Source organism: Pararhizobium capsulatum DSM 1112, assembly GCF_030814475.1.
Taxonomy (GTDB): Bacteria; Pseudomonadota; Alphaproteobacteria; order Rhizobiales; family Rhizobiaceae; genus Pararhizobium; species Pararhizobium capsulatum.
Genome location: NZ_JAUSVF010000003.1, coordinates 270,277 through 288,954 on the forward strand (window position 1 = coordinate 270,277; position 18,678 = coordinate 288,954).

Consider the following 18,678-nt stretch of genomic DNA (forward strand, 5'->3'; position numbering starts at 1 on the left):
TCTACTCTCCTCCTGAAGTAACGACCGTCTGGCTCTTCCTCAGCCTGCTGACGGCGATGAAATCGGCAAGCAAGGCGCTTCCGTGGCGCAATGCGACCGCTATAACCAGCAACCCTCCCGAAAGTGCGCTGGATATCTGGCTTGAAACACCGCTTGCCTGCAGGCCCTGCTGCAGGTAGCCGATGACGAAGGTGGCAATCAGCGTACCGAGGATCGACCCCTGCCCGCCATAGATGGATGCGCCGCCAAGCACCGCAGCGGTAACCGCCGGCAGCAGCGTTGCCGCGCCAAGATCGACGCGTGCCGATCCGAAATAGGCAGACATGGCAAGGCCGGCGATCGCGGCGCAGAGGCCAGTAACCACATAGGTGATGGTTTGTACTTTGCCGATAGGAATACCGGCGAACCGTGCCGCGCTCTCCGACTGGCCGACAAGAAAAACGGCGCGGCCAAAGCGCGTGAAATGCAGAAGTCCGACAAGCACGACGGCTAGTATCAGAAACAGTGCGAGTGTCGCCGGCAGACCAAGGATCTGGGCGTAACCAAAGGCATTGAACGCCTCCGGAAAATTACCTATCCCTTCATACCCGCCGGCACCGACAAGACCAGATGCAACTGTTGCCGTCCCCTGGAAGAGATAAAGGCTGCCAAGCGTGACGACAAGCGGCTGGATCTTCGAAAGGTGGATCACAGCTGCATTGAAAACGCCGCAGAGCCCGCCAGTGACGAGCGCCAGGCCCATCGAAAGCGGCAGCGGCACTGCGTAAAACGTCGCCACGCCGAAAACGATGGCTGCGAGCCCGATGGTAGACGCGAACGACACGTCGATACCGCCTGCAATAATCACCAGCGTCAACGGCAAGGCAACGACACCGATCTGCACGAAATCCGACGTGCCGTAGATCAGGTTGCCAAAGTTGAGAAAGCGCGGATTGAGGATGCCGAAGATCGCAAGTTCGATCGCCAGCATTGCAAGAAGTGCGGTTTCCCAACGGAAGAACAGCTTCTTCATCGGCTAACCTCCACCAATTTGGATGTTGCTTTGAGATTTTGACCGATTGCCGCACGGTCGTGGACAGCGTATCGGCGTGCGCGGATGCGCCGATGTATGACCTGGCGAATGCGGCCATCGAGAAGCAGCACGGACAGAAGCAGGGCGCCGGCGATGAAATCGTTCCAGTAGGCGGGGATCTTCAGGAAGACGAGGGCACTATCGATCGAGGTGATGAAGATCACAGCGGCGACAACGCCGGCAACGGAACCGGTGCCACCGAGAAGGCTGACCCCGCCCAGCACATTGACCGCGATCGCCTTCAGTTCAATGCCGTTGCCGGCCTGGTTGGGTATGAAGCCAATCTGCGCGGAGAAGACAATGCCGGCAAGAGCTGCACACAGACCAGTGGCGACAAAGGCGAAAAACTGTACACGGCGAACCGGCACGCCGAGATGATGCGCCGCCGCCTTGTTGTCGCCGACTGCATAGAAGAAGCGGCCAAAACGGGTCCGACGTAGAAAGAGCCAAAGTCCTACGATCAGCACTACAACAACTACGGTCAGCGCGGAGAAGCCGAAGCCGAGGTTGCCGGCGAGCGCCTTCAGCCCCTGGGGCAAGTCTTCGATCCAGCGTCCGCCGGTCATCACCAGCATGATCCCACGGTAGAGGCCGAGCGTTCCAAGTGTGGCGACGATCGATGGGATGCCGAGGTAGGCAACCATCAGACCGTTGAAAGCACCCGCTGCTACACCTGTGAACAGGCAAAGCGCGATTGCCATCGGCAGGCCAACGCCGGCATTCACCGACAAGCCGAGCACCGCCGCGCTCAATCCCAGTACCGAGCCGCTTGAGACGTCAATATTGCGGGTAAGGATTACGACCATTGTCCCGAGCGAAATCAGCATCAAAACGAGACTGCTCGACAGCACCGTCGAAGCCGTGGCTCCTGAAAGGTAACCAGGCGCAGTAGCGCCGATTGCGACATAGGCAACGACAAGGATGAGAAGCAAGGTCACGACACGGTTGCGAGCAAAAAGCGATCAGCTTCTTCGTTGGCGTGGTCATGCGCTGGTTCCGGGACAGCTTTGGCGCGGAGGAGGTGGCCAAGGCTAAAAGGACCGGCGGCGATGCCTACAGTTTGCTGGAGGAAAAGGCCGCAAATGTGCCGCCGGGTGCCTACGGCATCATTCCCGTCTTCTCCGACGTCATGCACTACGGAAAATGGTACCACGCGGCACCGTCGCTTCTGAACCTCTCGATCGATCCCGAAAAATCCGGCAAAGCCGCAATCTTCCGGGCCCTTCAGGAGAATGCGGCAATTGTCGCGGCTCGCAATCTTGCGGCCATCTTCAAGCTCTCCGGCAAGACCCCGGACAAGATCGTCTTTGCGGCTGGCGCCGCGAAGTCCGCCCATTGGGCGCAAATCCTATCCGACGCCACCGGACTTCCCGTTGTTACACCGGTCGTCAAGGAAGCAACGGCACTCGGCTGTGCCGCGGCAGCCGGTATTGGCGCGGGTCTTCATCACGATTTCGTGGGCACCGCCACCCATTGGGTCAAATGGGATCGGCACTTCGAACCGAACGCCACGCATAAGGCGATCTATGACGCGGCCGGCGAACGTTGGGCCCGCGCATATGAACTGCAAAGGCAACTTGTCGACGAGGGCGTCACAACCGCCCTTTGGAAGGCTCCAGGCCTCTGATCCACAAATCCATCGCGCCGAGGCGCAACCGTCAATATTCAGTGGGAACAAACGATATGCTCATTCAGATGGTCAACATCCACGTCAAGGAAGGTCACACAGTCGAATTCCTGGAGGCGTTTCGCATTAACTACGAGGGCACGCGACAGGAGCCCGGCAATCTTCGCTTTGATGTTCTGCGAGACCCGAACGACGAAAATGTCTTTCTGATCTATGAAGTCTTTGTTTCCGCCGATGCGCTTGAGGATCACCGCCGAACTCCGCACTACCAGGAATGCGTCCGCCGGATCGATCCGATCCTTGCAGGCCCGCGCACGAAGGTATTTTTCAACGCTGAGATGGCCGATTTCCTCGAAAGCGGGCCGGCTTAACGGAGCCCGAAATAAGCTCAGGCGCTCGCTGATTGAGAGACTCTGTGTCGTGGGGGTCTACGTTTGCAGGGCAAAACCGGGACAGAACTCCTGGTAGGCGCAGCAGCAATCGCCGAACATCAAGGTGTACTGGGGAACCGCCAGAGTCCTCGGCATGTACGGCGAGGTGGGCGGAGGGTTCCCGCCAATCCTTCCACGACAAAATGTGATGGGTCTCACCTGCGCTGGGCGCAACGCGAGCGTACTTACCCCACGATAGTTCCACCAGCAGCGATGATGGCATCCGGCGTGTCGAGATCGAGATGGGCTGCAGAGCCGATTTCAATATCAATGACCGACAATCCAGAGGCTTCGATGAGATGACGCGCACCGACATCTCCCTCCTCTGCTTCCTCATTCGTCCGTCCTTCGTCAGGCCGTACTCTAATCAGTCCGGATTTTACTCCGCCCCTACGGCGAGATTATCGCGCCGTTACCGTGGCCGACTTTTGCACCGCCGCTCTCATCGCTCGCCGTCGCCAGCTTCGATTTTGCGGCAACGGGCCGCACGCACATTGGCGTTCCGACGGGAATAGATTTTTCGGTCGCAACGAGCGTGCCATAGACGGGATTCCGGGAAAAAATAGAAATCAGATCGCTATTCTGATTGGCGCAAAACAGATGTTTGCCGGAGGGGCTCAATGCCAGGTTCCTTGGCGTGGAGCCGCCACAAGGCACGCTCTGAATGTGGTCGAGCTTGCCCGATTGCTGATCGACCTTGAAAACCGCAATGCTGTCATGCCCGCGGTTCGAGGCGTAGAGAAATTGGCCATCGTCGGATATTTGAACATCGGCGCAGTGGTTGCCCTCCAGTGCATCCGTCGTCACCGTCAGCTTCGAATCCAGTTGCACGAGCGTTCCCGCGCTCTGGTCTATCGCAAAGCTGGCCAGCGTCGAATCGAGTTCGTTGAGAACAAACAACAGCCGGCCTTTCGGATTCATCGCCATATGGCGGGGTCCGGCACCGGCTCTTGTTTTGGAGACCGCCTGCAGCGTCAGTTCCCCACCGCTTTCAATCCTGTAGCTTGTCAGACTATCGCACCCCAGATCCGCGACGACCAGCAGGTTGTCCGCTATTTCAATCACGCTGTGCGCATGGCTCCGCTCCTGGCGGATTGTGTTCGGACCCGTTCCCGTCTGCCTGACGCTTGCCACCGGCGGCGTTAGTCCACCGTCGTTTCGAATGCCGTAGACAACAAGGGATTGGTCCGGCCCCCCTTCGCCCAAACCGTAATTGACGACGAAAAGCTTGGTGCCATCGCGCGAAATCAAATTGTGGGCTGTTATGCTGCCAAGCGACGGCTGCATGTTAATATGGGCAAAGGTTGCTGTCTGGGGATCGAACGCGAGCGCAGTTACCAAACCCTCGTTCCACCCGAAGATTTCCGAGTTGGCATAGACAACCTGCCGTCTCGCATCGATCGACATAAAGGTCGGATTTTCGATCGTTTCATGCGCGGCCAGAGCCTCGACGGCAAGTGTCTCTTCATCGAAACTGAAAACCGTGATCCCTTTGCCGCGCGCACCTTGGAAGTATGGCGCTTCCCGATTGAGGGTGCCCGCAAAGACCAGACATGTCTCACCCATCCTTTCACTCCTCCCCGAGGCGTCAATATCAATCGCTGCTTTCATGCGTTCAATCAGTTCAGAGAATGCTGGATAGGCCTTGCAAAATCAATCCATATGTGAAAAATCTCTTCACATAAGAAAACTTGGGAGGGTGTTCATGGGAAATTCTACGCCGACGGTTGGCGTGTCATCGACCTTGCTATCCGATATGCCCGCCAATCACGCGGCGTTGCCAGTGTGGAATGCCGAGAACTGGTTTCATGAGGATTGGCCGGTCGGACAGAAAATCCGGTCGCTGCGCCGCACGCTGGGCGAAACTGCAGCACGATCTTCAATATGCTCCTGACCTTATGTCCAGGAAGCGATGTTTGCCGAGAGTGAAGGTATGACCTTGGTGCCGCGCGGCATCAGCGGTAAGGGCAGCCTTGTCGAAACCAGCCTTCTGAAGGCCTTGGTCGATTTTCAGTTCGAGGTGCTGACGAGCTGCGTGGGTGCCGCGCCACGATAGCTACAGGGCTTTCCAGCAGGCGCCGTCCGACCGGATCAATGAAGGTCTTCTGGCAAAGCAGCCATCGCCTGGGGTCATCAACGATCTCAACAGACTGTTCGTGGAGCTTCAAAACACCGTAACCGCCGGCGGAGGAGCCGGCTATCAAAGGGAGGAAATGATATGAAGACAATAACACGCGGCCTGCTGGCCGCGACAGCGCTTCTGACCGCGACAACGGTCGTCCAGGCGCAGGATGCCGTGGCGACGGTCGTCCAAGGCCTGCCCGATATTCTGAAAGCCCAGTACGAGGGCGCCCCGCAGAAGGTGCTGCCATCCGCTTGGAACGATTTCAAGGCGCCGGCAAAGCCGTGGAAATGGTGCCACTCGGAATCCTATCAGGGCAATCCGTGGCGGGTCACGGTCACCACCGAACTGAAGCGTCTAGTCGACGGGCTGATCGCCGATGGCACAGTTGAAAGTTTCGAGGTTTCCGATTCCAATAATGATGCCAGCCAGCAGATCAACCAAATCCGCGCCTTCATCGACAAGGGCTGCTCGATCATCACATCGATCCCTGGTTCCGCGACGGCGCTTGACGATGCGATCGATGCTGCGGCCAAAGCCGGAATTCCCTTCCTGACCGCTGCCGGTTCGGTCACCAGCCCGAATGCGATCAATGTCGATTCAAACTATGCGCGGTGGGGCTACGACATGATGAGCGCCATTGGCAAGGAATTGCCCGATGGCGGCAGCGTGCTTCTGGTCGAGGGCATTGCCGGTCATCCGATCGTCGTGCAGGAGCGCGAGGGCGGCGACAAGGCTCTGGCCGAGAATGCAAAGCTAAAAGTGGCGCGCAGCGTCAACGGCAACTGGACGGCGAACGTCACCAAGACGGTGGTCTTCCAAGCGATCGCCACCAATCCTGCGCCGATCGATGCCGTCTGGACCACGGGCAGCGAAAGCCGCGTGGTTGCCGAAGCCTTCGCGGAGGCCGGCCGCCCGGCCCCGATCATCACCGGTTCGCTGACCGGCGATGCCCTGGGATACTGGAAGGCCAATCCGGACAAGTACCGTTTCGAGGGCCATGCGCTCTTGCCGCATTGGACGGCACAGACGTTGTTTCGCATCGGTGCGCGCATCCTCGACGGGCAGACGCCGAAGCTGAACACGCTGATGATCCCGATCCCCACCATCCACAATGCCGATCTGGGAAGCTGGTACAAGGACTGCATGACGCCGGATTCGGTATCGGTATTCCCGATTCCGCCAAAGGATCCGATGCCCGAAGAGTGGTTGGACGCCTATTTCAACGGCGCCAAGCCGACGCCGGGCTGGGATTATGCAAAGGTGCCCGACGCCTGCGCTAAATAGCCGGCTATGGAATGGGCGACCCTTGAGATCAGGTGCGGTTGCAGCTTCGTCCTTCTCCCCGCTACGGGGAGAAGGTGCCCGAAAGGGCGGATGAGGGGCCGCCCTGCACTCTCAGAATGGTCGTCCCTTCGAGCCGTTCGACTTCCATTTCACCTCAGAGACTGACAATGCTCGAAATCAACACTTTGTCGAAAAGATACGGCGAGACGGTGGCCCTTGCGGGCGCAACGATCGCGTTTCGGGCCGGTACGATCCACACGATTCTGGGTGAGAACGGCTCCGGCAAGAGCACGCTTGTCAAGCTCCTGTCCGGCATCGTTCAGCCGGACGGCGGCACAATGACGCTCGACGGGCATGCGTTTTCCGGTGCGCGGCCAGCCGATTTCCAGTCCGCTGGTTTCGCGACGGTGTTTCAGGAGGTGCTGATCGCGCCGGACCGCAGCGTCACCGACAATATTCTTCTGGGGCTCGACGGCCTCATTCACCGCAGGATTCCCCGCGACAGGCGGCGCGAAACCGCAGCCGCCGCTTTGGCGCGATTTGCGGTGAGCGAGGTGCCGCTGGATATCCCCGCCGGCAAACTGCCTTTGGCAACGCAGCAACTCGTCGTGCTTGCGCGCGCCCTTGTGCGCCGGCCACGGGTGCTGATCCTCGACGAGGTGACGGCGGCGCTGGACTATGCTGACCGCGAATCGGTGTTTTCGCTGATGCGCCAGCTGGCCGACGAGGGTTCCCTGCTGCTCTTCATCACCCACCGGATGGACGAGGTGATGGCCTTGTCCGACCGCGTCTCCATCCTGCGCAGCGGGCGCGTCGTTGCAACTGAGGAACGCGGCATCTCGACGCCCTCCGAACTCCTGCGGGCCATGGCGCCCCAGACGGCAGCGGAGCTTCATTATGCCTGACCATTCGACGCTCTCGTCTCTTTTGCTGCATTCGCGCGACCTCGCGTTGCGGCATGATGCGCACCCCTTTTCGCAAACCATACGCCCCGGTGAAATCGTCGGCCTTGCCGGTCTCGACGGTCATGGGCAGGAACGGTTTCTCGAAATCATGGCAGGGCTGAAAAAGCCGGCCCAAGGCACGATCTGCCTCGGTGGACCTAACGCGGAAATCCGGATCAGCGACTTCCGCATGGCGGTCGCCAACGGCATCGCCTATCTGCCGCGCGACCGGCGGGCGACCGGCATTTTCCCGATGCAGTCCGTTCTCGACAATTTCGCCATTTCGACGGTCGGGCGCGATGCGCGCTTCGGCCTCATCAGCGCCGCCAGCCGGTTGCGGCGCTATCAGTCCTATCGCGACAGGCTGTCGATTTCGGCGCCCCGGCCGGATGCGGCAATCACCACCTTGTCGGGCGGCAACCAGCAGAAGGTGCTTCTCGCCCGGGCCTTAGCGCTCGAGCCGCGTCTGCTTCTGCTAAACGACCCCACCCGCGGCGTCGATGTCGCCACACGCCATGTTCTCTACGACGTGTTTCGCGGGTTGGCCGCAGAAGGAATGGCGCTGGTGGTCCTCTCCAGCGAAATCGAGGAAATCCTGCTCCTCTGCCACCGCGTGCTAGTGTTTAGGGATCATGGGTTGACGGCGGAAATGACGGGGGCGGCGATGAATACAGAGAGTGTGATCTCAGCGATGTTCGGACGTGCGGCATGAGCGGCGCGGGCATGTCTTCCAGGCTCGGCGGACTGTTTCGCAACACCGGGTTTGCGATCGTTTTGCTGATCGTTCTCCTGGTCGTCAATCTCGTTCTCAGTCCGGCCCGGTTCCATCCAGCGGCCTGGGGCGCCCTGATCGGACTATCCGCCCCCCTGATCGGCGCTGCGGCCGCGTCGGCGCCGGTCATTATCGCCGGTCGCGGCGGCATCGATATTTCCGTCGGGCCGCTGATGGGCTTCGTCAACGCGATGGTCATCCAGGTTCTGTTCCTGAAAGCGGGAGTCTCCTCGCCCATTTTTCTCGTTCCGGCCGCATTGCTGATCGGCGGGGCCGTCGGCGCGGTCAATGGTTTCCTTGCGACGATCGTTCGCATCCAGCCAATCGTGGCGACGCTCGGAACCTATCTCGTCCTGACCGGCGTGACGCTTACGATCCTGCCGGCGCCGATCGGGCCCGCGCCTGGCTGGCTGAAGGCGATGGCCGGCACATGGTCGGCACTGCCCCTGATCGCACTGTTTGCGGCTTGGTGGATCATCCGGCGTTTGCCCTATTACGACCAGTTAATGGCGATCGGCAGCGACGACCGCGCGGCCTATACCGCCGGCATCGACGTGACGAAAGTCCGGTTCATCGCCTATGTGATGACAGGCTTGTTCGCCGCCGTCGCCGGCCTGATGCTGACGGCGCTCATCGGTTCTGCCGATCCCAACATCGGGCAGGCCTATACGCTGATCGCAATTGCCGCCGTCGCGCTGGGTGGGGTCAGCCTGGCCGGGGGACGCGGCGGACTTGTTGGGGCCGCCATCGGCGCTATCGACATTTTCCTGCTGCAAAGCGTGCTGACATCTTTCAATGTTTCGACCTACGTGCTGCAGATCACCTATGGCGCCATTCTGGTCGCGGCGGTGATCCTGACGGCCGTGCAGGAACGGTCCTTCAGACCCGAGGAGATTTGACATGGAGATCATGCCGCGACTGTTTGCCAGCACCAATGGCCGCGTCCTGGCCGCCTTCCTGATCGCGGCCGTTCTGCACCTGATCGGAACGCTGACAATTCCCGGCTATTCCTCTCCCTTCGCCATCCGGGCGATGCTGGTCATTGCCTCGCTGCTTGCCGTCGCCTCGATCGGGCAGACTTTGGTCGTCATTCTGGGCGGTATCGACCTGTCGATCCCGTTTATCATCGGTTTCGCCAACGTGGTGGCGGCCCAACTTTACGGCAACGGATGGAATTTCGCAGTCGTCTGCCTGTTCGTTCTGGTCCTTGCCATGCTGGTCGGGGCCCTCAATGGCTATATCGCGCGGCGACTCGATATCCATCCGCTGATCGTAACGCTCGGCACGGGCATGATCGTGCAGGGATGCGTGTTGCTCTGGACGAAGGGGTTTCCTTCGGGGTCGGCGCCCCCCGAGGTCTCGGCCTTCGTGTCCATCGGCGGCTCGGTCGGGCCGTTTCCGTTTCCCTGGGTGGTTCCCAGTCTCGTTGTCCTATCTGCGATGATCATTCTGCTTCTGGCCCGAACGCCTTATGGGCGAAGACTTTACGCGCTCGGCAGCAATCCGGGTGCGGCACCGCTGGCGCTGATCAACCCGGTGAAGATGTGGATGCTGACATTTTCGCTGAGCGCACTGTCTGCCGCCGTCACGGGCATCCTGCTACTCGGCTTTACCGGTTCGGCGTATGGCGATGTCGGGCAACCCTACCTATTCCAGACGATTGCGGCGGTCGTGGTTGGCGGCGCGGCGCTGGTCGGCGGTCGGGGCAGCTACCTCGGCACCCTGGCCGGCGTGCTGGTCCTAACCGAGATCAACACGTTGCTGATCGGGCTAGGCTTTCAACCGGCCGCCGTACAAGCGTCGCTCGGAGTCATCATCGTGCTGCTCGTTTCCATTTACGGCCGCGAGCGCCATGTGAGCGCCACTATTTAGGCAGTCGGAAGATTCCGGAGCCTGATTGCCTTGCCGGAAAGCAGGGAATTGCGCTCATCGAGGCTGCTGCCGGCCAGAAGCAAATGCGTCGCGGCGACCAAGGTCGTGAGGCCTCCGCCCAGCGTACAGTTCGGCCAGTCGCTGCCCCAGACCACGCGGTTCCGCCGAAGGCACCGGTCGTGTGTTTACTCATTAGGACGGATGGTCTCCGTCGTCCAGGTTTGCGAACCAGCATAGGCGACGACGTCGGAGATCTTGGCGACCAGATTCGGCCGCCCGGACAAGGCGCTTATCTGTCAACTCAGGCACCTGCGCCGGTCACGGCTTTCCACTGCGCCATTGCTGTCAAGCGAAGCAAAGAATTGACCCCTTGGAAGTGCGGCCGAATTGAAGAACTGACCCCGACATTGATTTGCGGTTTCGTTTGTTTCAAGAGCCGCTGCGGAGTGCTGAGAAGACCGAGATGAAACCTTGCAAGCCGCCGACAGATCGAAATCCCTGCATCATCCGTTCTCTTATTCGAAGTGGCACGAGAGAATTCTCCGCATGATTGTTTGGGCCCTTGCGTGATCGATGTTCGACTGCGGCATCACGTCCGTTTTTGCCCCTCCCTACGAGCGCAGTTTGTCGGTAGCGATGCGTTCGGCGTCAGGCCTTGCTTCTTCAACAGTCTGACCAGCAATCGCTTGGCACCTTTGGTATCGCGGCGGGCTTGAACGATCTCGTCGAGGACGTAACCGTCCTGGCCAACGGCACGCCAAAGCCAGCGCTTTCGGCCACCGATGGAAATCACGACCTCGTCCAAATGCCAGATATCCTTTCGCGACTGCTTCTTTCTGCGCAACGATCACGAAAGCCGCCCCATGGTTTGCAGACCAAAAATGTAATGGCTCAATGGCTCAATGGCTCAACGCTATGAAACCGCACTCGCCGCCTGGATGCTTCACAATTCCTCGTGCTCCCTTCCCTGACGTCGAGTTCGCGCGCAACGCCTGTTGCAGTTCAAGCTGACGCGTCGCGGACGAAATCCACTTAGGGTGTGGGTTTTAGACGGAGTCGGAAGGGCGCGCAGCGTTGCTTTTGCGGAGTTTACTCCCACATTCGGTCGGACTTGCCACGGGTTGCATGCCTTAACGAGGAACGAACTGCAGACCCGCGAACTCAATCGGTGTGGTCATAACGACCAATTATGGAACTTTGGCGCAGTCGCAGCAACGTTGAAGATCTTGTTTGTCGTGGAATCGCGACGCCCCACTCTGCATAAATGAAACTGCGGGAGATTGCAGTCAGTCGGCATAACGCCTGGGCGCATCATCACGATTCCTGTTTCGGCAAGTAAACTGAGCCAGCCAAAATGAGGGGCAAAGTCGGGCTGGCCCTGCTGTCGGATGAACGCTGCGACCCAATATCAACATTCTGTTGCAATCAAAACATTATGTTGATATTCCATCGGCGTTGGAGAGATCATCCGGGGGAGTGAATAATGAAGTTCTCTATAATGGGCCTCGTGACCGCGGCCTTTATGGCTAGCGCAAGCGTAGCCTCGGCGGAGGAGACACTAGCGTTGACATCGAAGACGCTCGATGCCGTCAAGGCGCGAGGTCAGCTGTCCTGCGGCGTCATCGGCGTTAGCCCAGGTTTCTCGCTGCCCGATAGCCAGGGTGTGATGCGCGGCATCGATGCCGATCAGTGCAGAGCGGTCGCCGCGGCCACGCTCGGTGATGCCGAGAAGGTCAAATGGGTCGTACTTACCCCGCAACAGCGTTTCACTGCGCTCCAGTCCGGCGAAGTCGACGTGGTCTACGCGAACGTGACGTGGACGATGACCCGGGAAAGCCAGCTCGGCCTCCAATTCCCGAATATCTACTACTACGATGGCATCGGCTTCATGGTGAAGAAGTCGCTCGGCGTCACAAATGCATCCGGACTCGATGGCGGCAGCCTCTGCATGCTGACGGGCGGCACGACCGAACTTTCGGTGCAGGAATATTTCTCGCTTCACAAGCTAACCTACACGCCCGTCCTGTTCTCGGAAGGCGAAGAGGCCCGCAAGGCACTGCTTGCAGACCGCTGTGATGCCTATGTCTCGGATGTCTCTGACCTCGCGGCTTCGAAGGCAGCGCGTGGCGATGCTGGAAACGACCTGCTCATTCTACCGGAACGCATCACTGCAGAGCCTTTGGGCGGTGTCGTGCGTAAGGGCGACCAAAGATGGTTCGACATCGTTCGCTGGACGCATTACACGATGGTAAATGCCGAAGTGCTGGGTATCGACAGCAAGAACCTCGAAAAGGCGCTTGCGTCGGAAAATCCCGCCGTCCAACGCTTCCTCGGCCTTGAGGGAGAACTCGGCCAAACGCTAGGCCTGGCGAATGATTTCACCCAGAAGGTGATCAAGCAGGTCGGCAACTTCGGCGAGGTCTGGGACCGCAACATCGTGGGCGTCGATCGAGGCATGAACAACGTCTGGACCAAGGGCGGTCTACAGTATTCACCGCCATTTCGTTGAGTTGAATGGGTGGCGCGGCCTTCGCCGCGCCACCACCTTTTCCGATCCACCGAAGCTGGCGACATGAAATACACGGGCCGTGAAGCAGTGAGTTCGATCGCCGTCCAGATGCTCCTGATCCTGGCGGTCGGGGGTTTGGGTTGGTTCCTTGTCGCGACAACGCTTGAGAACCTTGAGTTCCGAGGGGTGTCGACCGGATTTTCCTTCCTGTGGCGCGTCGTCAGCATGCCGATCGCCAATAGCTGGATCGAATTCGTTCCGGGCCTGCATACCTACGCCCGCGCGCTTCTCGTCGGACTCTTAAATACGCTCTCCGTATCGGGCGTCGTGATTGTCGCGTCCACGATTGTGGGCAGCGTCATCGGGATCTCTCGCCTGTCGCCCAATCTGCTGCTTTCGAAGACCTGCGGCGCCTATGTCGAAGCCGTGCGCAATGTTCCAGTGCTGCTGCAACTCGTTTTCTGGTACCAATTGATCCTCGAGCTACCCGCACCGCGTTCGGCCTTCAAGCTTGCGGAAGGCATTTTCATTTCAAATCGCGGCATACGTTATCCGGCGCTCGGGGACGAGACGGCAGTCGTTATCGCCGTGTCGACGATTGCGGTCCTCATCATCGCCTTCGTCTTCGCCGCAGGGCTGCAGCGCAAGGGCAGAGTCCGGCTGGGTAGATGGCTGTCTCTGCCTGCATTCCTAACCCTTGCCATTTTCTTGCCAATCGCTGCGATCCACTTCTCCGGACACCTCAGGACTCCCGACGTACCGGTTCTGAAAGGCCTGAATTTCCGGGGCGGCGCCACATTGACGCCTGAATTGTCGGCGTTGACAATAGGCCTCTCGATCTACACCTCAGCCTTTATCGCAGAAATCGTCCGAGCCGGCGTTGTCGGCGTTCCCGCCGGCCAGCGTGAAGCAGCGATGGCCTTGGGCATAGGCCCGTTTGTGACACTGCGCAAGGTCATCATTCCGCAGGCCCTGAGGATCGTCATTCCACCGCTAAGCGGCGAATATCTCGGCGTGATCAAGAACAGCTCGCTTGCCGTGGCGGTCGGCTATCCTGACCTCTTCGCCATCGTCAACTCGATGATCAGTGACACGGGTCAGGCGGTTGAGGGCGTCACCATCATCATCCTGGCCTTCCTGACGATGAGCCTTGCCATCAGCACATTGATGAACTGGTGCAATCGTTGCGTCGCCCTGGTGACGCGATGAGCTCTTGGATCTCGACTGTAGAAAAACCCAGTCTTCCGAGTCCGGTTGAGCCGTCTTCGCATGGTGTTTTCGGCTTGCTGAGGCAGAACCTCTTCAGTTCTTGGCTGTCGACTGTGATCACGATTGTCATGATCCTCCTGCTGGGTAAGCTTGCCTGGTGGTTTCTGGATTGGGCGGTGTTCCGCGCGGTCTGGTCGGTGCCATCGACGCCGTCTCCGGATACGCAGGCCTGCCGCACCGCCGATGCCGGCGCGTGCTGGGCGCTGATACGCGAAAAGTACCGATTCATCCTTTTCGGCCTCTATCCGCATCCGGAACAATGGCGGGCCGCTCTAAGCGTTTTGATTTTCCTCTCGCTTTATCCACTCTCCGCTGATCGGCGGCTGTGGGGATGGAAGCTGGTAATACTCTGGGTCGCCGGGTTGGCGGCCGTCTTCGTCCTGATGTATGGCGGCGTAATGGGCCTTGCCTATGTCCCAGAAGATCAATGGGGCGGGCTTCCGGTCACGCTGATGCTTGCCACCTTCGGTATCGCGCTCGCGCTGCCCCTTGCGGTCGTCGTGGCGTTGGGGCGCTCATCCAACAACCCGACAGTCAGAACGATGTGCGTGATCTATGTGGAACTAATCCGCGGCATACCGCTGATTAGCGTGCTGTTCATGGCCAGCGTCATGTTTCCGCTTTTCCTTCCCGACGGTATGAACTTCTCCAAGCTGCTGCGTGCCCAGCTCGGCATCGTCCTGTTCACGGGCGCCTATCTGTCGGAGACGATCCGTGGCGGATTGCAGGCCGTGCCGGCGGGACAATCCGAGGCCGCGCATGCGCTCGGTCTGGGATACTGGAAGACGATGTATTTCGTCGTCATGCCGCAGGCGCTCACGCTTGTTCTGCCGGCGATAGTCAGCCTCTGCATCGGCCTGTTCAAAAGCACCTCACTCGTTATGATTATTGGCATCTTCGATCTGCTCAATGCGGGTAAGCGCGCAATCGCCGAACCGGCATGGCAGGGCTTCGGCGCCGAGGCCTATTTTTTCGTCGGCGCCATCTATTTTGCCTTCTGCTTCTCGATGGCGCGCTTCGGCGCCGGCTTGGAAAAGAGGCTTCGTCGGGACAGATGAGAGCATTGGGCATGGATGAAACGACAGTTTTGGACATTGACGCGGTGAGGTCGGATTTCCCCTACCTGCGGCAGCGGGTTTACCTCAACACTGCTGCTACCGGCATCATGCCTCTCGGCGCCGGTGAGGCTGTCGGGCGCAGGCTCGATAGTATGTTCAGCCGTGGCTATGACGCCGCGGAGGAATGGCAGAGCATAACCGCGAGTGTAAAGGCACGACTAGCGGGGCTTACAGGCGTGGAGGCCCAGGATATCAGCTTCGCGTCGAGCACATCGGAAGTGTTGAACCTCGTCGCGTGGTCCGTCCCCGTTCGCCCCGGCGATCAGGTCGTTGTTTGCGAGGACGAATTCCCGACCGTGCGCGCCGTGGCCAATTCGCTTAGTGGACGGGGCGCGACATTGGTGACTGTCGCGGTGGATGCGGAAGCAAACCGGACAGCGGCCCTTGCCGCTTCCATCAAACGTGGCGGCGTTGTGCTGGTGTCGCATGTTCATTGGGAAACCGGAACGCAGGTCGATCTGCAGACCCTCTCCGAGACATGTCGGGCCAAGGGCGCATTGCTCGTCGTGGACGGGATTCACGCCCTCGGTGCTGTCCCCGTATCGGCACAGCTCACCGACGTTTACGCGGCATCGACCTTCAAATGGCTTCTCTCCGGCTTTGGCCTCGCGATCTCGATCACCAGCCCACGATTCAGGCAGTCGCTCGAACCGGTTTTCCGGGGATACTCGAATCCTCAGCCGTCGAGGGAGTTGCAATACAGCCATTCCAACTATCCCGGCCTCACAACGCTTGATTTCGGGCTGACCTATCTGGAACGTCTCGGCTGGGACAACATCTTCCGTCGCAATCGGTCGCTCTGTACGCGACTGTCAGATGGGCTCTCAGCCCTTGGCCTTCCGCTCGTGAGCCCACCAGGCGCGGCTCCGATCGTGAGCTTTCATTCGGAGGATGCCAAGCGTCTGGTCGAGGCAATGGACGCAGAAGGCGTGAGTGTCGCCGCCCGAGGCGCCAATGTGCGCGTATCCCCGCATTTCTACAATGCCGAAGCCGATATCGATGCCTTCATCGATAGTCTTAAAAACCTGGAAAGGGATTGAATTCATGTCCGTCGCAGCACGACTTGCTGAACTTGGTATCACGCTGCCGGATGAGTTCGGACCGCTTGCATCCTACGTTCCGTCCCGACGCTCCGGAAACCTCGTCTTCATTGCAGGGCAAGGCCCGGTTGCCGGCGGCAAGGCCGTGATGCGCGGCAAGCTTGGCCGTGAATTCAACGTCGCGGAGGGCATAGAGGCGGCCAGAATGTCCGTCGTCAATGGGCTTGCGGTTGTTAGGCGCGAGATCGGCGATCTCGAACGGGTCTCGCAGATCGTGAAACTCAATGGTTATGTCAATTCCACCGACGATTTCGAAGACCAGCATCTGGTCATTAATGGCGCGTCGGATCTGTTGGTCGCGATCTTCGGCGAGGCCGGCAAGCATGCCCGCGCCGCCGTCGGAACGAACACACTTCCCTTCGGCATCCCCGTCGAGATCGAAATGGTGGTGGAAGTAAAGCTGTGATCCGTGCCGCGTACGGCTGAATTATTATTGCACGCGCCGGAGAACCGGCTAGACAGATTTTTTTGCTTATCGCGGGAAGATGGCATTCGATGGCAATTGAACGGACACGGCCTTCTACCCACGCCGAACGCAGGCTCGTGATCGACGCGCTCGCAAGCGTCGTCGCAGGTCTCGCCAAATGCTTCGGCGCAAACACTGAGATCGTGTTGCATGATCTCGCCAAGCCCGAGGAATCGATCGTCGCCATTGCCAATGGCAAGCTGAGCGGCCGCACCATCGGGAGTTCCATCATCAGCGGCCCGTTCGGCGATGTCGGTCTAAAGAAGCTGATCGCCGGCGACATGAACGAGGCCAACGATCCTCTGACGATCGTGGATGGCTACAAGACCCGGACGCGGACAGGACTAGAACTCGAATCCACAAGTATCCTCTTGAGAGACAGCGAGGGCACGGCTTATGCGGCGATCTGTGTCAACGCGGACCGAAGCAAGATGCGGGAGCTCAAGGCGATGATCCTGGAACTTGCCAACGAGCCGGAGCAAGAACAGGCGGCTGACGTCGCCGAGGGTGGCGCGCTTTCAGTCGAGGAAATCGTCACCGAGATCATCGACACCAGCATCAAGGCGACTGGCAAAACCGTCCTCCAGATGCAGAAGGAAGAAAAGATGGAGGCGGTCCGCAACATGAACGTTCGTGGCCTGTTCATGATCCGCTCGAGCGTCGATGTCGCCGCCGCCAGCCTCGGGATATCGAGGTTCACCGTTTATAGCTACCTCGAACAGCTCAAATCTGTTCCCAGGTAGGCCGAGTCTATAGCGATCGGCAGTCTCATCTGCACTCGCTTGCCTCATCGAGACTTTGCCTCCATACGGCGCCATGACGCTTGATCAAAAAATATTTGTCGGCCTTACATCTGCACGCAAAAAGTCGGCCGCATTAAGCGAACTCACAGGTTGCTGGCATGACCGTCCTGATGTCCTAAGTGATCTGGTTTTGCATGACGGGAATTTGGCGGCCGCCGAAGCCATCAACCTCTCAATTGTACGTGAGACGCACTGCGTTCATCGACGTTGCTTTAACGTCTCGAGGTGAACACCTATACTTCTGCGCGCGAAACGCCTCGCAGCATGCGGATGATGGCGTGATCGACCACGGCATCGACGGGCAACGCCTGAGATCCATTGCCCGTGAATCCCGATAGCAGCAAGCTCCCCCGGCCGGTCTCAGCATGAGCATCTGGCGGTCTCAGTTCTACTTGCGGACTCATCTGGACTTCGTCTTCCACTGCCTTCACGCTGCCGGCGTTCGTGGCCCAACCAAAGGAATTGACGGATGACGGACTTTGCGAAGGCGATAGAAGCTCTTGCTGACAACCGGGCTCGCTTCCTGTCGGCAGACAAGACGCGGGTCGAGTGGAATACCTCGCTGGCGTTGGAAGCGATTGCCGAAGACCTTGATCGCCGTCTGCTGGCAATCGAATTCAAGCAGGATAGGATCCTTCAATTGCTGCAACGGCTGCGATAATTTCACGGACTGGAATTTCCGCATCCAGTCGGACCGACCCTCGCTTGCGGTCACTCCCATCTGGACCGAACCCCGACCGAAGTCACGCACCCTTGAAGATTTTCCGTCGAGTGTTCTCAGGGCGGGGTGCAATTCCCCAACGGCGGAATTAAGGCAGCCGGAAACCCGCCAGCGCCCCCACCTTGCGTGGGGTGTCAGGAGATATGGTGAGATTCCAGAGCCGACAGTCATAGTTCGGCGTACAGACTTAGGAATTTCGAACCGAATGCGTGCCGGATCAGTTACATTTATAGGACAAAAGATAGAATTTGCTCTCGAGCGGCGGTTCAAGTACCCAAACGGCATTCGGTCTCGGCGCTCTCCGCCGCAAGCATGGTCGGGGCCGAACTTCTTTGCCCAGCATCGGATCGTCTCATAGGAAACGACGATGCCGCGTTCCAACAGCATTTCCTCCACCAGGCGCAGGCTCAATGGAAATCTGAAATACAGCCAGACCCCATGAGCGATCACAGACGGCGGGAAGCGATGGCGTTGTAGCTGACCGGGCTCTGGCTCATCCCGGCGACATAGCCGAGAATCTTTCAGCTGGAGTTAACCTGACATCACCCATTGCGAAGAACAAGCT

Annotated in this window: 19 protein-coding genes and 4 pseudogenes; 17 read left to right on the forward strand and 6 right to left on the reverse strand. The window is 59.2% G+C overall.

What is annotated here, in order from left to right:
* Position 1: 1 nt before the first annotated feature.
* Both QO002_RS26460 and QO002_RS26465 read right to left on the reverse strand, forming a co-directional pair.
* On the reverse strand, positions 2 to 1,012 hold the full coding sequence (locus tag QO002_RS26460) for an ABC transporter permease subunit (RefSeq protein ID WP_307235598.1): 1,011 nt from the start codon (positions 1,010 to 1,012) through the stop codon (positions 2 to 4).
* Positions 1,009 to 2,010 (reverse strand): ABC transporter permease subunit, encoded by a 1,002-nt coding sequence (locus tag QO002_RS26465; protein WP_307235600.1) that lies wholly within the window; start codon positions 2,008 to 2,010, stop codon positions 1,009 to 1,011. The genes QO002_RS26460 and QO002_RS26465 overlap by 4 nt, the downstream gene beginning before the upstream one ends.
* An 11-nt stretch (positions 2,011 to 2,021) precedes the next feature.
* Between QO002_RS26465 and QO002_RS26470 the strand changes: the two are divergent.
* Positions 2,022 to 2,699 (forward strand): annotated as a pseudogene (locus tag QO002_RS26470) (FGGY-family carbohydrate kinase); the annotation flags it as partial.
* 56 nt (positions 2,700 to 2,755) lie between these two features.
* Positions 2,756 to 3,070, forward strand: coding sequence for an antibiotic biosynthesis monooxygenase (locus QO002_RS26475; protein ID WP_307235602.1), 315 nt, complete (start codon positions 2,756 to 2,758; stop codon positions 3,068 to 3,070).
* 450 nt (positions 3,071 to 3,520) lie between these two features.
* On the opposite strand, the gene QO002_RS26485 is transcribed toward QO002_RS26475, so the two are convergent.
* Positions 3,521 to 4,696, reverse strand: coding sequence for a lactonase family protein (locus tag QO002_RS26485; protein WP_307235604.1), 1,176 nt, complete (start codon positions 4,694 to 4,696; stop codon positions 3,521 to 3,523).
* Positions 4,697 to 4,835: 139 nt separating this feature from the next.
* Between QO002_RS26485 and QO002_RS26490 the strand changes: the two are divergent.
* From QO002_RS26490 to QO002_RS26525, 8 genes and pseudogenes are all read left to right on the forward strand, one after another.
* A pseudogene (locus QO002_RS26490) lies at positions 4,836 to 5,066 on the forward strand (amine oxidase); the annotation flags it as partial.
* Positions 5,043 to 5,186 carry a hypothetical protein gene (locus QO002_RS26495; RefSeq protein ID WP_307236297.1) on the forward strand — a complete coding sequence of 48 codons (144 nt, stop codon included), beginning with the start codon at positions 5,043 to 5,045 and terminating at the stop codon, positions 5,184 to 5,186. The pseudogene QO002_RS26490 and the gene QO002_RS26495, both read left to right, overlap by 24 nt.
* Positions 5,170 to 5,352 (forward strand): hypothetical protein, encoded by a 183-nt coding sequence (locus QO002_RS26500; RefSeq protein ID WP_307235607.1) that lies wholly within the window; start codon positions 5,170 to 5,172, stop codon positions 5,350 to 5,352. Before QO002_RS26495 ends, QO002_RS26500 begins: the two co-directional genes overlap by 17 nt.
* Positions 5,349 to 6,539 (forward strand): substrate-binding domain-containing protein, encoded by a 1,191-nt coding sequence (locus tag QO002_RS26505; protein WP_307235609.1) that lies wholly within the window; start codon positions 5,349 to 5,351, stop codon positions 6,537 to 6,539. The genes QO002_RS26500 and QO002_RS26505 overlap by 4 nt, the downstream gene beginning before the upstream one ends.
* Before the next feature lie 167 nt (positions 6,540 to 6,706).
* Positions 6,707 to 7,444 (forward strand): ATP-binding cassette domain-containing protein, encoded by a 738-nt coding sequence (locus tag QO002_RS26510; RefSeq protein ID WP_307235611.1) that lies wholly within the window; start codon positions 6,707 to 6,709, stop codon positions 7,442 to 7,444.
* The gene (locus QO002_RS26515) at positions 7,437 to 8,195 is read left to right on the forward strand and encodes an ATP-binding cassette domain-containing protein (protein ID WP_307235613.1); all 759 of its coding nucleotides are present in this window, start codon (positions 7,437 to 7,439) and stop codon (positions 8,193 to 8,195) included. Before QO002_RS26510 ends, QO002_RS26515 begins: the two co-directional genes overlap by 8 nt.
* The gene (locus QO002_RS26520; RefSeq protein ID WP_307235615.1) at positions 8,192 to 9,154 is read left to right on the forward strand and encodes an ABC transporter permease; all 963 of its coding nucleotides are present in this window, start codon (positions 8,192 to 8,194) and stop codon (positions 9,152 to 9,154) included. The genes QO002_RS26515 and QO002_RS26520 overlap by 4 nt, the downstream gene beginning before the upstream one ends.
* Before the next feature lies 1 nt (position 9,155).
* Positions 9,156 to 10,127 (forward strand): ABC transporter permease, encoded by a 972-nt coding sequence (locus QO002_RS26525; RefSeq protein WP_307235617.1) that lies wholly within the window; start codon positions 9,156 to 9,158, stop codon positions 10,125 to 10,127.
* On the opposite strand, the gene QO002_RS30980 is transcribed toward QO002_RS26525, so the two are convergent.
* Both QO002_RS30980 and QO002_RS26530 read right to left on the reverse strand, forming a co-directional pair.
* Positions 10,124 to 10,282 (reverse strand): amidohydrolase family protein, encoded by a 159-nt coding sequence (locus QO002_RS30980; RefSeq protein WP_370878598.1) that lies wholly within the window; start codon positions 10,280 to 10,282, stop codon positions 10,124 to 10,126. The two genes, QO002_RS26525 and QO002_RS30980, sit on opposite strands and share 4 nt — an antisense overlap.
* A gap of 146 nt (positions 10,283 to 10,428) precedes the next feature.
* A pseudogene (locus QO002_RS26530) lies at positions 10,429 to 10,996 on the reverse strand (IS6 family transposase); the annotation flags it as partial.
* A gap of 614 nt (positions 10,997 to 11,610) precedes the next feature.
* Between QO002_RS26530 and QO002_RS26535 the strand changes: the two are divergent.
* From QO002_RS26535 to QO002_RS26565, 7 genes are all read left to right on the forward strand, one after another.
* Positions 11,611 to 12,636, forward strand: coding sequence for an amino acid ABC transporter substrate-binding protein (locus QO002_RS26535; protein ID WP_307235619.1), 1,026 nt, complete (start codon positions 11,611 to 11,613; stop codon positions 12,634 to 12,636).
* A 63-nt stretch (positions 12,637 to 12,699) separates the two neighbouring features.
* Positions 12,700 to 13,845, forward strand: a complete 1,146-nt coding sequence (locus QO002_RS26540; RefSeq protein WP_307235621.1) for an amino acid ABC transporter permease — start codon at positions 12,700 to 12,702, stop codon at positions 13,843 to 13,845.
* A 113-nt stretch (positions 13,846 to 13,958) separates the two neighbouring features.
* On the forward strand, positions 13,959 to 14,963 hold the full coding sequence (locus tag QO002_RS26545; RefSeq protein ID WP_307235623.1) for an amino acid ABC transporter permease: 1,005 nt from the start codon (positions 13,959 to 13,961) through the stop codon (positions 14,961 to 14,963).
* A gap of 11 nt (positions 14,964 to 14,974) precedes the next feature.
* Positions 14,975 to 16,063: an aminotransferase class V-fold PLP-dependent enzyme gene (locus QO002_RS26550; protein ID WP_307235625.1), complete on the forward strand. Its 1,089-nt coding sequence runs from the start codon at positions 14,975 to 14,977 to the stop codon at positions 16,061 to 16,063.
* A 4-nt stretch (positions 16,064 to 16,067) separates the two neighbouring features.
* Positions 16,068 to 16,529, forward strand: a complete 462-nt coding sequence (locus QO002_RS26555; RefSeq protein WP_307235627.1) for a RidA family protein — start codon at positions 16,068 to 16,070, stop codon at positions 16,527 to 16,529.
* Between the two features lie 89 nt (positions 16,530 to 16,618).
* Complete coding sequence (locus tag QO002_RS26560) at positions 16,619 to 17,332, forward strand: helix-turn-helix transcriptional regulator (protein WP_307235628.1); 714 nt, start codon at positions 16,619 to 16,621, stop codon at positions 17,330 to 17,332.
* Positions 17,333 to 17,861: 529 nt separating this feature from the next.
* Entirely contained in the window at positions 17,862 to 18,053 is a 192-nt protein-coding gene (locus QO002_RS26565) for a hypothetical protein (protein ID WP_307236299.1), read from the forward strand.
* 378 nt (positions 18,054 to 18,431) lie between these two features.
* On the opposite strand, the pseudogene QO002_RS30985 reads toward QO002_RS26565, so the two are convergent.
* Positions 18,432 to 18,638, reverse strand: a pseudogene (locus QO002_RS30985) (IS6 family transposase); the annotation flags it as partial.
* Positions 18,639 to 18,678: the final 40 nt, after the last annotated feature.

Coding starts and splice junctions, on each gene's coding strand:
- QO002_RS26460 (WP_307235598.1), bottom strand. CDS start 1,012: ATGAAGAAGCTGTTCTTCCGTTGGGAAACCGCACTTCTTGCAATGCTG.
- QO002_RS26475 (WP_307235602.1), top strand. CDS start 2,756: ATGCTCATTCAGATGGTCAACATCCACGTCAAGGAAGGTCACACAGTC.
- QO002_RS26485 (WP_307235604.1), bottom strand. CDS start 4,696: ATGGGTGAGACATGTCTGGTCTTTGCGGGCACCCTCAATCGGGAAGCG.
- QO002_RS26495 (WP_307236297.1), top strand. CDS start 5,043: ATGTTTGCCGAGAGTGAAGGTATGACCTTGGTGCCGCGCGGCATCAGC.
- QO002_RS26505 (WP_307235609.1), top strand. CDS start 5,349: ATGAAGACAATAACACGCGGCCTGCTGGCCGCGACAGCGCTTCTGACC.
- QO002_RS26510 (WP_307235611.1), top strand. CDS start 6,707: ATGCTCGAAATCAACACTTTGTCGAAAAGATACGGCGAGACGGTGGCC.
- QO002_RS26515 (WP_307235613.1), top strand. CDS start 7,437: ATGCCTGACCATTCGACGCTCTCGTCTCTTTTGCTGCATTCGCGCGAC.
- QO002_RS26520 (WP_307235615.1), top strand. CDS start 8,192: ATGAGCGGCGCGGGCATGTCTTCCAGGCTCGGCGGACTGTTTCGCAAC.
- QO002_RS26525 (WP_307235617.1), top strand. CDS start 9,156: ATGGAGATCATGCCGCGACTGTTTGCCAGCACCAATGGCCGCGTCCTG.
- QO002_RS26535 (WP_307235619.1), top strand. CDS start 11,611: ATGAAGTTCTCTATAATGGGCCTCGTGACCGCGGCCTTTATGGCTAGC.
- QO002_RS26540 (WP_307235621.1), top strand. CDS start 12,700: ATGAAATACACGGGCCGTGAAGCAGTGAGTTCGATCGCCGTCCAGATG.
- QO002_RS26550 (WP_307235625.1), top strand. CDS start 14,975: ATGGATGAAACGACAGTTTTGGACATTGACGCGGTGAGGTCGGATTTC.
- QO002_RS26555 (WP_307235627.1), top strand. CDS start 16,068: ATGTCCGTCGCAGCACGACTTGCTGAACTTGGTATCACGCTGCCGGAT.
- QO002_RS26560 (WP_307235628.1), top strand. CDS start 16,619: ATGGCAATTGAACGGACACGGCCTTCTACCCACGCCGAACGCAGGCTC.
- QO002_RS26565 (WP_307236299.1), top strand. CDS start 17,862: ATGACGGACTTTGCGAAGGCGATAGAAGCTCTTGCTGACAACCGGGCT.